Below are 13,029 nucleotides of genomic sequence, written 5' to 3'. Positions count from 1 at the left end.
CGTATATTTGCTCAGCAATTAATACGATTTAGTGAATGGAGTGTATTTCTGTTTTTGACATGCTCAAAATTGGAGTTGGTCCTTCGAGTTCCCATACATTGGGACCTTGGAGAGCTGCAGAACGTTGGATTAAAGAATTAAAAGATGCCAACAAATTTGAAAAGGTTGAAAAAATAACAGTTGATCTTTATGGCTCCTTATCTCTCACAGGAAAAGGGCATGCAACAGATTATGCTGTGATGTTAGGTTTATTAGGATGTGATCCAGAAACTATTCCGACAGAAAACATTACAAACTACATTAATGACATTAAAACTACTAAAACACTAAACTTCAATAGCGAGAAACTAGTAAATTTTAATCCAGAGACTGCTATTGTATTTAATAAGAAATTTTTACCATATCATTCTAATGGAATAATCTTTACTGCTAATATTGATGGTAGGAATAAAAAATCAACCTTCTATTCTATTGGAGGAGGATTTGTTGTTAAAGAGGAACGCACAAATCACAAGAAAAACTTTGAAATAAAGTGTTCGTTTCCGTATCCTATAGATAAGGGAAATGAATTGCTAAAGTTCTGTAGTGACTTGAAATTACCAATTTCGGGAGTTATTTTAGAGAATGAAAAATCCATTCGCAATGAAGCTGTTATAGATTCAGAATTACAACGTATTTGGGATACCATGTTAGAATGCATGTATATTGGATGTCATTCTGAAGGGACTCTTCCTGGAGGTTTAAACGTCAGACGTCGCGCTTATGACATGCATCAAAGCTTGAAAGGTGATACACCATATACAACTCATGTTGGATGGCTAAATTCTATAAGAAATACTGAAGTTAAGTTTCGTCAAATTCTAAAGTGGGTTAGTTGTTTTGCTCTTGCTGTAAATGAAGTTAATGCATCTTTAGGACGTGTTGTTACTGCTCCAACAAATGGAAGCGCTGGAGTTATTCCATCTGTATTGATGTATTATTTAGTAATTGAAAATCACGATGGTAATTTTGAAGATATAAAACGCTTTTTATTGGTAGCTGGAGAAATCGGAAGTATTTTCAAAAAAGGAGCTACTATTAGTGCGGCAATGGGAGGATGCCAAGCTGAAATTGGTGTCTCTTCAGCAATGGCAGCTGGAGCCTTATGTGAACTCTCTGGTGGTAGTCCAGAACAAGTTTTGGTTGCAGCAGAAATTGCAATGGAGCATCATTTAGGACTGACTTGCGACCCAATAGGTGGTTTGGTACAAATTCCGTGTATAGAGCGCAATGCCATGGGAGCAATTAAAGCTATCAATGCATGTGAATTAGCCTTAGATACAGATCCAAATAATGTGAAAGTACCATTAGATACAGTCGTGAATACTATGTGGGAAACAGCTAAAGACATGAACAACAAATACAAAGAAACCTCAGAAGGCGGCTTAGCCGTTGGAGTTAATGTTAGTGACTGCTAGCCTTTCAATTTAAAACACAAATCAAACCATTTTCATTTAATATCTTTATTTTTACAAATATAAATCCACAGCAGATATGTCAACCGCAAAAAAAGAATACAAACGAATTACCGTAAAGACCTTAGTAGACATGAAGTCAAAAGGCGAAAAAATATCAATGTTAACTGCTTATGATTATACTATGGCGAAAATAGTGGATGAAGCAGGAATTGATGTTATTTTAGTAGGTGACTCAGCAAGTAACGTTATGGCAGGACATGAAACGACACTTCCTATAACTTTAGATCAAATGATTTATCATGCATCTTCTGTAGTGAGAGCTATTGACAGAGCTTTAATCGTTGTTGATTTACCTTTCGGAAGCTACCAAAGCGACCCTAAAGAAGCATTACGATCTGCTATAAGAATCATGAAAGAATCTGGTGGTCATGCCGTTAAAATGGAAGGTGGTAAAGAAGTTAAAGAATCAATAAAGCGTATTCTTAATGCAGGAATCCCTGTTATGGGACATTTAGGTTTAACACCTCAGTCAATATATAAATTTGGTACTTACACTGTTCGTGCTAAAGAAGAACAAGAAGCTCAACAATTAAAAGAAGATGCTTTAATGCTTGAAAAAGCAGGTTGCTTCGGAATTGTATTAGAGAAAATCCCAGCAAAATTAGCACAAGAAGTTGCCGAAAGTGTTTCTATTCCTGTAATCGGCATTGGTGCTGGTGCTAGGGTTGACGGTCAAGTATTAGTATTACATGATATGCTAGGTATGACACATGAGTTCAATCCTCGTTTTCTGCGACGTTATATGAATTTGTATGAAGAAATGACAGTTGCAATCGGACAATATGTAGCAGATGTCAAGGCTGAAGATTTTCCAAATGATAAAGAGCAATATTAATATAGATCTCTAGATTTGGCCAAAGATAAAATTCTATCCAATAAGCATAATCTTCAAGTTATTTACGAAGACAATCACATCATCATCGTTAATAAACGTGCTGGTGATATTGTTCAAGGTGACAAAACTGGTGATAAGCCTTTAAGCGATGTTGTTAAGGACTATATTAAAATAAAGCACAATAAGCCTGGAAATGTATACTTAGGTGTTGTACATCGCTTAGACAGACCAACTACTGGCATTGTGATGTTTTCTAAAACGAGTAAAGCCTTACCAAGACTCAATAAACTTTTTGCTGAAAAGAAAGCTTATAAAACATACTGGGCAATAGTGAAACAGGTTCCAGAGTCTCCTCAGGACACCTTAATTAATTGGCTTAAGAAAAACCCGAAAAACAATAAATCTACAGCTTACAGTAAGGAAATTAAGGATAGCAAAAAAGCAATTTTACATTACAAGACACTAAAGGTTTTAGATAATTATATATTGCTCGAAATAGAATTAGAAACAGGAAGGCATCACCAAATTAGAACTCAGTTGGCAAGTATTGGATCTCCAATAAAAGGTGATTTAAAATACGGGTTTGATCGTAGTAATAAAGATGCAAGTATCAGCTTACATGCAAGGCGTTTGCAATTTACACATCCAGTTTCTAAAGAACCTATTGATGTTTCGGCTCCTTTACCAAATGATCCTATTTGGAATGCTTGCGAAAATTAAAATTGATAATTGATTGTTAAAATTACACCCTCGTTTGGTTGAGACTCTAAACTAAAAGTGGCATGTATTAGTTCTGCTCTACTCTTCATATTAATCAATCCAGATCCTTTCTTAGCAGAATCAATATCAAAACCTTTTCCGTTGTCAGCAGCTGTTATTATTAACTGAGTGTCTTGATAATCTAAAGTAACCTTAAGGCTTTCTGCTTCAGAATATTTTACAGAATTTGAGAAAAACTCTTGAAGAATTCTGAACAAAACAATTTCGTGCTTTTTATCTTCAATAGGCTTTTGAAAACCTACTATAACTAATTCTGTAGAAGAGAATTTCATTCGTTTTAAACGGTCCAACTCATTAGATATAGAGTCTTCAAAACCCATATTTAAAATGACATCATTATTCAACGATTTGGATAATGAACGAACTTCTTTAAGACTTTCCTTTACAATATCTGAAGTTTCACTCACCTTAACTTTCAAGTCATCTGGAGCTTTTGATATGAGCATATTAAGTTGCATGCTTGCATAAGCTAATAATTGACCAACATTGTCGTGTAACTCCCAACCAATATGTTTTAAGGTTTGTTCTTGTATTTCTGATTGTGTTCTAGAAATTTCTTCGTCAAAAGCCTTTTGCTTTTCTATCTGATCTAACAAAAGTTTGTTCTTTCTTTTCTGAAAGGTCACAAAAAAAAGTATAATCATTACCAATACTAACAATAATGCAAAAATTACGTAGCCAATTAAAGCAACCTCCTCTTTGTTTATTGTTTGCTCATTTTGAGCGAATACCAAAAACCGAAACCTATGCATGAATAAGTAAAAATATTAATGTATAACAAAAGTAATGTTCTGAAATTTACAAATTCCGTGTTAAAGGGAAGAAAATAACCACTGTAAATAAATAATGGTGTTGCACATAAATTCCATAACAACAAAGCAACACTTATATAAAACGAAGGTAATTTATAATACTGAAGTATATAATCACTACTCATCAATTCTTTAAAATATAAAATAACATAAATAGAAACTATTACTGATGCTAAAATCGCATCATAAGGTAAACCCAGATTGAAAAAAGCATCAGTAAATGTGTAATAAAAAATAGAAAAAACACTGTATAGAACAACTATAGATCGAATGAATAATTTGGATGATTTATTACTGATTAATTCAGTATAAAAAACTCCCAAAAAACCAATGGTCAAGAAATTATAAATATTATACAACCAAATGTTCTGACAAAAAATACTATTCTTCCAAACAATGAACCAACTATAATCATAATTGTTTTGTAGAAAGGACTTATACATTCCTAATATTTCAACAATTACAGTAATCCACAAAAAGACTACAAAAACTTTTAGCTTTTGGTTGTTTGTTTGTTTTAAATAAATAGTTCCTAAAATCGCAGCAGAGATTTCAAAAAATTTTCCTATGTATGATCTGTTTTCATAAAGAAATTCACTCACAGTGTATAAAATTATTGAGGATAATTTGCTCCTGGAGGATCACCACTTTCACCTTTATCTAAACCATTTCCTCCAGAAATATCATCACCACCACCTTTTTGCAACGACAACATATTTCCTTCAGATGAATTTAAAGAACCTGTTGGCACCAGTAAAAAAGTAGAATAACCAGGTGTGCCATCTACTGCCTCATGTGCTCCAGGATAAATCCTAATTCCATCCATTGTGTATCCCAATTCTCCAGCTTGTTTCTCAGCTAGTGTAATAAAGTTTTGTATGTCTTCTAAAGAGTACCAAGAAGATCTGTTATCTCCTCCCTCAACTCCCTTAAACACTGAATCATTAATTGCTTGATACCTTGGATCGTAAGCTTCAGTTAATTTTGTGATTTCAGAAGGGCTAATAATACCTTTTGGAATTGGTGTTTCATCCATGTCATTTTGGTTTTTATCATTATGAAAATAAAAATACATTGCTAAAGCACCTAAAACAAATCCTAAAATAAGTAATATTAATTTTTTCATAATTTAGTTAGTTTAAATTAATTGTTAGTCTAATGTATTGAAAATCTTAACATAAAACCAAAAAATATTCTAAATTCTAGGTTTTTTCTTACTAATCAATGCATTTAAACCTAAATTTTTCACCAAAAACACTCTGAGACAACCGATTAATCGATTCTTCTGAAACCTGCAAAATTCTTGGATAACCTCCTGTAGTTTGGCAGTCACGCATTAAAATCAATAGTTTTCCAGAAGGCGTCAATTGTACTGTTCCGGGCAACACTAGTGATGTAATAATAGGTTCAATTTTATTATCTACGGTTTCGTTAACCTGATATGCCATTCTATTACTATCCTTTGAAATCGTAAATTCAGTAGAAAAAAGGACTTGTTGTTCTAAACAAGATAATCTTCCAAACTCGATGCCTTTAAAAACATCCAATACATTGACATTGAAATGCTTATTATCAATTCTAAGAGAAGCAAATGCATTACCAATTGAATCATTATTCTCAAAGATTGATAGTTGATCGCCCTTTTTTAGTTTCGAATTTTTAGTTATCGTCTTATACATACTATAACTATTCATTACAAATTCTGTTTGAAAACCTCCTTTAACAGCCAAATAAGCTCTACAGCCGTAGTTTCTAAGGCCAAAAGACAGTTCGTCATTTTTAAGAACACGAATACGCGTATTCATCTTTATAGGTTTGGAATTTAGTTTTGGGCTTAAATCTGCTCCAGATAGCACAATTTCAGTAGTACACTGAAATTTTAGTTTAGGTCCTATAATCATTATTTCTAAAACCGCTTCAGTTATAGAGTTTCCCAAAGCAGTATTAGCAACTTTAGCAGAATACAAATCCATTGCGCCAGAACATGGAACACCATATTCTTGAACACCAAAGCGACCTATGTCCTGAACTGTATCATAAAAACCAGTTTTGAGTACTTCAACCATCTATTATCTCGCTTTCTAAGTTATACGTTCCATTTTCAACTGCTTTCAAAACACGATTATGCTCTTCAATTGTAATAGGAACAAATTGAATTGTATCTCCTGCTTTTGCAAAACATGGACTAATTTCTTTACTATTAAAAAATTCTAGTGGTGAATTCCCGATAATATTCCAACCTGCTGGACTCTTATTTGGGTAAATTCCTGTTTGCTGATTTCCAATTGCAACTGCTCCTTTTTTAACCTCCAATCTAGGAATGTTTTTACGTGGAAAAAACAATCGTTTATCAAGTCCGCCTAAGTATAAAAAACCAGGTAAGAAACCGATAAAAAAAACAGTATAAATTACCTCGGAATGTATCCTAATAATTTCTGATTTTGAAAATTGTGTTTCTTTAGAAATTTCATTTAGATCAATACTAAATTCATCATCATAACACACAGGAATATTCCAGTGCTTCAAGACCGACTTTTTATTACTAATTCTAGTAAAATACGCCTCTTTTAAGGCCGAAAACTCACTATAGGCATTATCAATAGTTAATATATAAGTTATTAATATCGAGTTATATGCAGTGTTTACATGAAGTATAGATTCAATATTTAAATTTGTAAGGTGATTTTTGAAGATTAGCACATCTTTCAGTATATTTTCATCAATTTCTTGAGGCCATTGAACTAAAATTGAACGTTCAGAAAAGCGATGGTATGTGAGTTTGAAATCTTTCAAAATTTACAAAATATTTATAGAATTCTGTTCTAGTTTACGAGTTAAAAATTCTAAATTTTTAATCACATATTTATGATCTCCATGAACGCAAAATGTATCAACTTTCAGTTCTACTTCCACTCCACTTATTGTCTTAACTTTTTCTTTAGAAATCATCCCAAAAACATGCTCGAAAATCAACTCTGAGTCATGAATTATGGCATCATTATTTTGTCTTGAAACCAAAGTTAGATCGGCATTGTAATTTCTATCAGCAAAACCTTCATATAAAACTTTCATTCCTTCGGCAATAGCTATTTTAGAAATCACAGATTGATAAGGCGCATAAAGTATTAGATTCTTATCGATCCCTTTAATAACATTGACTATAATTTGGGCTGTTGCCTCATCAATAGATGCTAAATTGTATAATGCGCCATGAGGTTTAACGTGATGCAACTTTAAATCCATAGAATTCAAAACTTCCATTAGAGCATTAATCTGATCTTCAAGTGTATTATATAATTCTGAAGGCGACATTTGCATTATTTTTCGTCCAAAATTTTCTTTATCAGGAAATGATGGATGAGCACCAATTTTAACATGATGCATTTTTGCTAGTCTCACAACATGTTTCATTGTTTCAAAATCACCAGCATGTCCACCACAAGCAATATTGCATGAAGACAAATAAGGCATTAAAAAGGCTTCATTACCTAAGCCTTCACCTAAATCACAATTGATATCTATTTGCTTCATTTTAAATAAAGTTAAATACTTTCAAAATACTTTTTACACCTAAAAACACTGCTATTGCTAGTATTGCAAAGCCAAAAATATTTTGTAGCAACGAGTTTTTATATTTTCCTAGAATAGACGTTTTATTCATAATCCATAATAAGAAACCAGCAATAACAGGTAACAGTAATCCATTAGCAACTTGAGCGAATTTGATGATTTCGATAGATTTAAAACCTATAGACGAGAACAAGACTCCTAATGTCAGAATAAATATCCAAACAAATCTAAATCGCTTAGATTTCATATTGGAACTCCAACCTAAGCATCCAGAAGCAACATAAGCAGCAGCAAGAGGCGCAGTAATAGCACTCGTTATTCCTGCGGCAAATAATCCAACAGATAAAAATACAGATGCATAGCTTCCAAAAAGTGGCTCAAGTCCTTTTGCCAAATCTGCAGCATTATTAACTTCAAAAGACTTAATCGCAGCAGCAGAAATCATAATACACATCGAGACAATTCCACCAAGAACCACTGCAATAATGGTGTCCTTTCTAGCAAATTTGAGATCTGATTCATTTTTCCATTTTTCCTTTACTAAAGACGCATGCAAAAACAAATTATACGGCACTACAGTTGTTCCAACTAAAGCTATAACTGTCAATATATTGTCACTCGAAAACTTTGGAACAAAAAGTCCTTTTAACACTTCTGACCAATCTGGCTTTGTCATAATAGCGGTAATTAAAAAGGCCAAACTCATTAATATCACTAAAGAAATCAATGTTTTTTCTAAAATTTTATAATTACCAATATAGAGTAATACAAAAGCAATCGCACCAATTAAAATGCTAAACAAATTAAGATTCATATCACCAATAGCAATGGTTTGACTACCAAATAAGTTCTCTAAACCTAGAATACTTCCGCTTATATTACCAGCTTCGTATGCAGCGTTACCAATAACAATTGCCGCAAGAATCAAAATGATAGCAAGAGTTCTTAATAAAGGATTAGAGATTTGAGAACGAATCACTTCTGACAACCCCTTTTGAGAAATTATGCCTAAACGAGCTGCCATTTCTTGCAGAACAACAGTAGCCACAATAGATAAAACCATTGCCCATAGCAATGCAAATCCAAAATTAATTCCTGCAAGTGTGCAGACCGTAACTGTTCCTGGCCCAATAAATGCAGCTGCTACGAGAGGTCCTGGACCAATATTTTTAAACCAGTTTCTAATCACGTTCTACAGAATTTAAGGCATAAATAGCAAAACTACCTAGCCAATGTCCACCTTCATAACTATCACCAACAATACTTGGTAATGAATAATTAATATGTTGATTCGCTATGTTTTTTAAGTGGTTGTATTCTGGTATGTCTTTCGCAATTTCATTTAAACTCCATGCTCTAGAAAAGTTAACACCATCAAGATGCACCAATTTTCCATCAGTTCTATCACTAACTTTTCCTGTTTCAATGGAAAAGTTTTTCCTTTTTAATTGCGGAAGAAAATCATTAATCCATGTTTTATAATTTTCTGTCGATAATACACGCTTCATTAAGGCAGCTTCTTCCAAACAAGGCGACAGGAAATCAAATCCGCTAGGCTCCCACGACAAAGGGCAACCAGCGTCATTATTATAGAAATCGTTTGCCCTCAGCTCTATAAGCGACTTCAACTCCTTATTCCCAACCGTTTTTGCATAATCATAAGCAAATGAGAGTCCGAAAGCCGTATTTGGATGTTCTCCAACTCGAATTGGATAATTTAGTTTCGGTAAAAATTCCAAATATTTACCAACAATCAAATCTGTCAACGGTTGCAAATTAGCTTCTAATGTTCTTGCTACTGGATCATCCCAAGAATGTAATTCTTCAGCTAATTTTAATAACCAAGCCCAACCGTAAGTCCGTTCCCATGATGCGTTGTGTTTTCCAAAAAAATAAGACACTTCAATTTTCATGTTCTCTTCAGACATATTCTCGAGCAACATGGCCATACTTTTTTCTCGATTGTTTAAGCCAGGAAATTGTTTTAATAAACTGACCAAACTCCAGTGACCATGAACAGCAGAATGCCAATCAAAGCAACCATAAAATGCTGGATGCAAATCTTGAGGCGACTGCAAATCTTCGTCACTTCCAATCACCTGATTGAGTTTGTTAGGATATTCCGTTTGAATACAATCTATTGGTAATTTTGCTAATCGGTTGGCTTCTTCCAAATTAAGAATTGGCATAATAGCTTGTTTGACCTCTATTTTTTGTTTAGAAATTGTGGTTGTCTTGTTTTCGGAGGTGTTGCAACTCAACACTGAAAGCGCAAAACAGAGTAAGAAATAGTTTTTCATGTTATAAATTTAAGGTTTTAATCTATAACATTTTTAAGATTTTTAGCCCAACCAACCTTCACGATCCATACTTCTATATTGAATGGCCTCACTGATGTGAGAACCATTTATAGATTCAGAATTTTCTAAATCTGAAATTGTTCTGGAAACTTTTAAAATACGATCATAAGCTCTAGCTGATAAATTTAAACGCTCCATCGCAGTTTTTAGTAATTGCATGGAAGCCTCGTCTAATTTACAATGTTTTCGAATTTGTTTGGTATTCATTTGTGCATTGTAATGCACACTATTAGACTCTTCAAAGCGTATGGTTTGCAATTCACGAGCTGCTGTAACACGTTTTCTTATCTCTACTGAAGACTCTCCTTTTCGCTCATCTGACAATTTCTCAAAGGGAACCGGAGTGACTTCGATATGAATATCAATTCTATCTAATAAAGGGCCTGAAACCTTACTTAAATACCGTTGCATTTCGGCAGGAGAAGATGTTACAGGCGCATTGGGATCATTAAAATAGCCACTAGGACTTGGATTCATACTAGCGACCAACATAAAAGACGAAGGATACGTTACAGTAAACTTTGCTCTAGAAATCGTAACCTCTCGATCCTCAAGCGGCTGTCGCATGACTTCTAAAACTTCACGCTTGAATTCTGGCAACTCATCTAAAAACAACACTCCGTTATGTGATAATGAAATTTCTCCAGGTTGCGGATAACTTCCACCTCCAACTAATGCAACATTTGAGATTGTATGATGCGGACTTCTAAACGGTCGTTGCGCCATGATTCCTGCGTGCTCTTTAACACGACCAACAACCGAATGAATCTTTGTAGTTTCAAGAGCTTCAGATAACGTCATTGGAGGCAGAATGCTCGGTAATCGTTTTGCAAGCATTGTTTTTCCTGCTCCAGGAGGTCCAATAAGAATAATATTATGACCACCAGCTGCCGCGATTTCCATGCAACGCTTGATGCTTTCCTGGCCTTTGACATCAGAAAAATCAAACTCAGGAAATTCTAAATTTTTATAAAATTCTTCTTTAGTATTGATAATAGTTTGAGCAATAGAAATGTCCTTATCAAAATGATCAATTACTTCTTTAATATTTTCAACACCAAACACTTCCAACCCATCAACAATAGCAGCTTCTTTAGCATTTTGTTTCGGAAGAATAAAACCTTTAAACCCTTCTTCTTTCGCTTTTACAGCAATAGGTAATGCGCCTTTTATAGGTTGTAGGTTTCCATCTAAAGACAATTCTCCCATTATAAGATATTGCTCAAGATGCTCTGCTTTTATTTGTTTTGTCGCGACTAATATCCCAACTGCTAAAGTTAAATCGTAAGCAGAACCTTCCTTACGTAAATCTGCAGGAGACATGTTGATAATGATTTTCTTACCAGGAATTTTATAACCGTTATTTTGAAGTGCTGCAGCAATACGGAAATTACTTTCCTTGATGGCGTTATCTGGAAGGCCGACAAGATGATAACCAATACCAGAATCGACATTAACCTCAACAGTAATAGTTGTGGCTTCCACGCCAAATACGGAACTTCCAAAAACTTTTTTAAGCATTTATAGAATATTTTCTATAAATGTAATGTAAAATTAAAGATATTCAAAGAATGTAAACTCAATTATTGATTGGGATTCAAAACCACACTAGGCTCATAATCAAATCCCCATTGTATTCCAAAGAGCGCTACTTGATCGCCATCACTCTTAAAATTTTTACCAAAGCCTCCATTTAATGTAAAGGATTTATTAATTTTATATCGAATTGAGCCCATTGAGCGTTCTTCATTATTATTATCAGAATCTCTAGTAATGTATTCATAGGCAAAGGACAGACTATCTAATTCTAATTCCATTTTAACACCATAATCTGTATTGGTTTCAATGAACAACTCATCATTATCATCCAGATTTAAGCCATCTCTTAGGTATCTAAAAACGGCATAAACATGTATATGACTATTGTCTCCAATTGTTGGTGTATAAAAAGCTAAGTCTCCTGAAGCCCAAACACCAAATCTCCCAAAGGCATCATCAATATCCTGACTTTCATCTCCCATAAAATGACTGTAAGCTGCTGCCACATCTAAAGCAAATAAAGGTTTACGGTTTACGGTTTTTTCAAAATTATCTGTAACTTTTTTGTAGCCTTCTAAACTCGTAATCTTTGTATTAATTTCAGCAGGTTTCAAATTAGGGTTTGCAAAAATCGCAATCACTTCTGGACTCGACATGAATTGTGTGTATGCTGTGTATTGAGATTTAATATCGTTAATTTGATTTTTCGTTTTAAACGATAACAATCGTGTTCGCGCTCCAATTGAAACATAGGATTGCGCTTGCGGAAGCACATCAAATGTTCCGTTCATTAAGGCCAGTGATACAGATGCTCTTTTCCAGACATCACCAAAAACGTTATATCTTGTATAATCATCTGCAGTTACTTCAGAATCATCAGATTTATCCGTAGTTAAATTATTGTATTTAAAGAAATTCATATCTTCTCTTTTCACATACCAATACGGCTGAAATTCGACAGCATAATTATTATTAGATAATCCATTAGAGCTATCACTACCGAAGGCACTTATGGTTTGTAAAGCAAAAGCTTGTACATTTTCTGGCACAATGATATTTGATGGCGTAATATCCATCAACATGAAGGCTGGCGAATTTGGAGGTGCCATATTTTGTAGTGCTGCAGTTGGCACAGGTCCTTGAGCAAACAAAATTGATGACCACAACATACTTAATAATACTATATTTTTCATGATTTCGATTTAAGTTAATAGCAATTCACTTTCAATGACACAGGTTTTATCTTTAAAGAAGGATTTTAATTCGAAAGTCATAACATGCGGACTAATATCACCTCCTTTTACGCTTGCTTCATAAGTATCTTTAACTTGTTTAATAGCGAGATTGAAGGTTTGTTCATCTGGAAATGAATTAAAAAACCTCAAAAAACTCATCACTCTAAAGAACTTACCGTTTACTGTATTTCCTTTGTCAAGACTTTTCCATCCAGACTTTAGAGCTGGATCAAAAGGAGGAATCATTGAATAAGGTGTATCATCATTTTCAGAATGATACAGAAACGCATAGGTCATTGTAATTGCCTCTGTTTCTAATCCGACTTTTAACTTAATAGGTTTGTTAGTACCAACTTGATATGAATCCATTCTTTTTTGGTT

14 protein-coding genes are annotated in these 13,029 nt (G+C 33.8%); 3 read left to right on the top strand and 11 right to left on the bottom strand.

Annotated features, from left to right (window positions below; genetic code table 11):
* Positions 1-35: 35 nt before the first annotated feature.
* From RH81_RS15660 to RH81_RS15650, 3 genes are all read left to right on the top strand, one after another.
* Complete coding sequence (locus RH81_RS15660) at positions 36-1,457, top strand: L-serine ammonia-lyase (RefSeq protein WP_033962069.1); 1,422 nt, start codon at positions 36-38, stop codon at positions 1,455-1,457.
* 76 nt (positions 1,458-1,533) lie between these two features.
* Positions 1,534-2,352, top strand: coding sequence for a 3-methyl-2-oxobutanoate hydroxymethyltransferase (gene panB, locus RH81_RS15655; protein ID WP_033962066.1), 819 nt, complete (start codon positions 1,534-1,536; stop codon positions 2,350-2,352).
* Positions 2,353-2,367: 15 nt separating this feature from the next.
* Positions 2,368-3,072 (top strand): RluA family pseudouridine synthase, encoded by a 705-nt coding sequence (locus RH81_RS15650; RefSeq protein WP_033962065.1) that lies wholly within the window; start codon positions 2,368-2,370, stop codon positions 3,070-3,072.
* Here the strand turns inward: RH81_RS15650 and RH81_RS15645 are convergent.
* The 11 genes from RH81_RS15645 to RH81_RS15595 all read right to left on the bottom strand — a co-directional run bounded on the left by RH81_RS15645 (position 3,069) and on the right by RH81_RS15595 (position 13,017).
* Positions 3,069-3,758, bottom strand: a complete 690-nt coding sequence (locus tag RH81_RS15645) for a sensor histidine kinase (RefSeq protein ID WP_241478995.1) — start codon at positions 3,756-3,758, stop codon at positions 3,069-3,071. The two genes, RH81_RS15650 and RH81_RS15645, sit on opposite strands and share 4 nt — an antisense overlap.
* Positions 3,759-3,835: 77 nt before the next feature.
* A complete protein-coding gene (locus tag RH81_RS15640; RefSeq protein ID WP_033962064.1) occupies positions 3,836-4,546 on the bottom strand; it encodes a hypothetical protein in 711 nt (236 codons plus the stop codon).
* A gap of 11 nt (positions 4,547-4,557) precedes the next feature.
* Positions 4,558-5,070: a hypothetical protein gene (locus RH81_RS15635; protein WP_033962063.1), complete on the bottom strand. Its 513-nt coding sequence runs from the start codon at positions 5,068-5,070 to the stop codon at positions 4,558-4,560.
* A gap of 91 nt (positions 5,071-5,161) precedes the next feature.
* The gene (locus RH81_RS15630) at positions 5,162-6,010 is read right to left on the bottom strand and encodes a 5-oxoprolinase subunit C family protein (RefSeq protein WP_033962062.1); all 849 of its coding nucleotides are present in this window, start codon (positions 6,008-6,010) and stop codon (positions 5,162-5,164) included.
* Positions 6,003-6,737 (bottom strand): 5-oxoprolinase subunit PxpB, encoded by a 735-nt coding sequence (gene pxpB / locus RH81_RS15625; RefSeq protein ID WP_241478994.1) that lies wholly within the window; start codon positions 6,735-6,737, stop codon positions 6,003-6,005. The genes RH81_RS15630 and pxpB overlap by 8 nt, the downstream gene beginning before the upstream one ends.
* 3 nt (positions 6,738-6,740) lie before the next feature.
* Positions 6,741-7,475 (bottom strand): 5-oxoprolinase subunit PxpA, encoded by a 735-nt coding sequence (pxpA, locus tag RH81_RS15620; RefSeq protein WP_033962058.1) that lies wholly within the window; start codon positions 7,473-7,475, stop codon positions 6,741-6,743.
* A 1-nt stretch (position 7,476) separates the two neighbouring features.
* Positions 7,477-8,703: an Nramp family divalent metal transporter gene (locus RH81_RS15615; RefSeq protein ID WP_033962055.1), complete on the bottom strand. Its 1,227-nt coding sequence runs from the start codon at positions 8,701-8,703 to the stop codon at positions 7,477-7,479.
* The gene (locus tag RH81_RS15610) at positions 8,696-9,814 is read right to left on the bottom strand and encodes a DUF2891 domain-containing protein (RefSeq protein ID WP_033962042.1); all 1,119 of its coding nucleotides are present in this window, start codon (positions 9,812-9,814) and stop codon (positions 8,696-8,698) included. The genes RH81_RS15615 and RH81_RS15610 overlap by 8 nt, the downstream gene beginning before the upstream one ends.
* Before the next feature lie 42 nt (positions 9,815-9,856).
* Positions 9,857-11,395 carry a YifB family Mg chelatase-like AAA ATPase gene (locus RH81_RS15605; protein ID WP_033962036.1) on the bottom strand — a complete coding sequence of 513 codons (1,539 nt, stop codon included), beginning with the start codon at positions 11,393-11,395 and terminating at the stop codon, positions 9,857-9,859.
* A 62-nt stretch (positions 11,396-11,457) separates the two neighbouring features.
* A complete protein-coding gene (locus RH81_RS15600; protein WP_033962035.1) occupies positions 11,458-12,606 on the bottom strand; it encodes a hypothetical protein in 1,149 nt (382 codons plus the stop codon).
* 9 nt (positions 12,607-12,615) lie between these two features.
* Positions 12,616-13,017 carry a hypothetical protein gene (locus RH81_RS15595; RefSeq protein ID WP_033962034.1) on the bottom strand — a complete coding sequence of 134 codons (402 nt, stop codon included), beginning with the start codon at positions 13,015-13,017 and terminating at the stop codon, positions 12,616-12,618.
* Between the last annotated feature and the right edge of the window lie 12 nt (positions 13,018-13,029).

This window comes from Psychroserpens jangbogonensis (assembly GCF_000797465.1).
In the GTDB taxonomy this organism is placed as follows: Bacteria; Bacteroidota; Bacteroidia; order Flavobacteriales; family Flavobacteriaceae; genus Psychroserpens; species Psychroserpens jangbogonensis.
The sequence above is the reverse complement of the archived record's forward strand: the minus strand, read 5'-3'. Positions and strand labels throughout refer to the sequence as shown.

Coding starts and splice junctions, on each gene's coding strand:
- RH81_RS15660 (WP_033962069.1), top strand. CDS start 36: ATGGAGTGTATTTCTGTTTTTGACATGCTCAAAATTGGAGTTGGTCCT.
- pxpA (WP_033962058.1), bottom strand. CDS start 7,475: ATGAAGCAAATAGATATCAATTGTGATTTAGGTGAAGGCTTAGGTAAT.
- RH81_RS15600 (WP_033962035.1), bottom strand. CDS start 12,606: ATGAAAAATATAGTATTATTAAGTATGTTGTGGTCATCAATTTTGTTT.
- RH81_RS15610 (WP_033962042.1), bottom strand. CDS start 9,814: ATGAAAAACTATTTCTTACTCTGTTTTGCGCTTTCAGTGTTGAGTTGC.
- RH81_RS15595 (WP_033962034.1), bottom strand. CDS start 13,017: ATGGATTCATATCAAGTTGGTACTAACAAACCTATTAAGTTAAAAGTC.
- panB (WP_033962066.1), top strand. CDS start 1,534: ATGTCAACCGCAAAAAAAGAATACAAACGAATTACCGTAAAGACCTTA.
- RH81_RS15630 (WP_033962062.1), bottom strand. CDS start 6,010: ATGGTTGAAGTACTCAAAACTGGTTTTTATGATACAGTTCAGGACATA.
- RH81_RS15605 (WP_033962036.1), bottom strand. CDS start 11,395: ATGCTTAAAAAAGTTTTTGGAAGTTCCGTATTTGGCGTGGAAGCCACA.
- RH81_RS15635 (WP_033962063.1), bottom strand. CDS start 5,070: ATGAAAAAATTAATATTACTTATTTTAGGATTTGTTTTAGGTGCTTTA.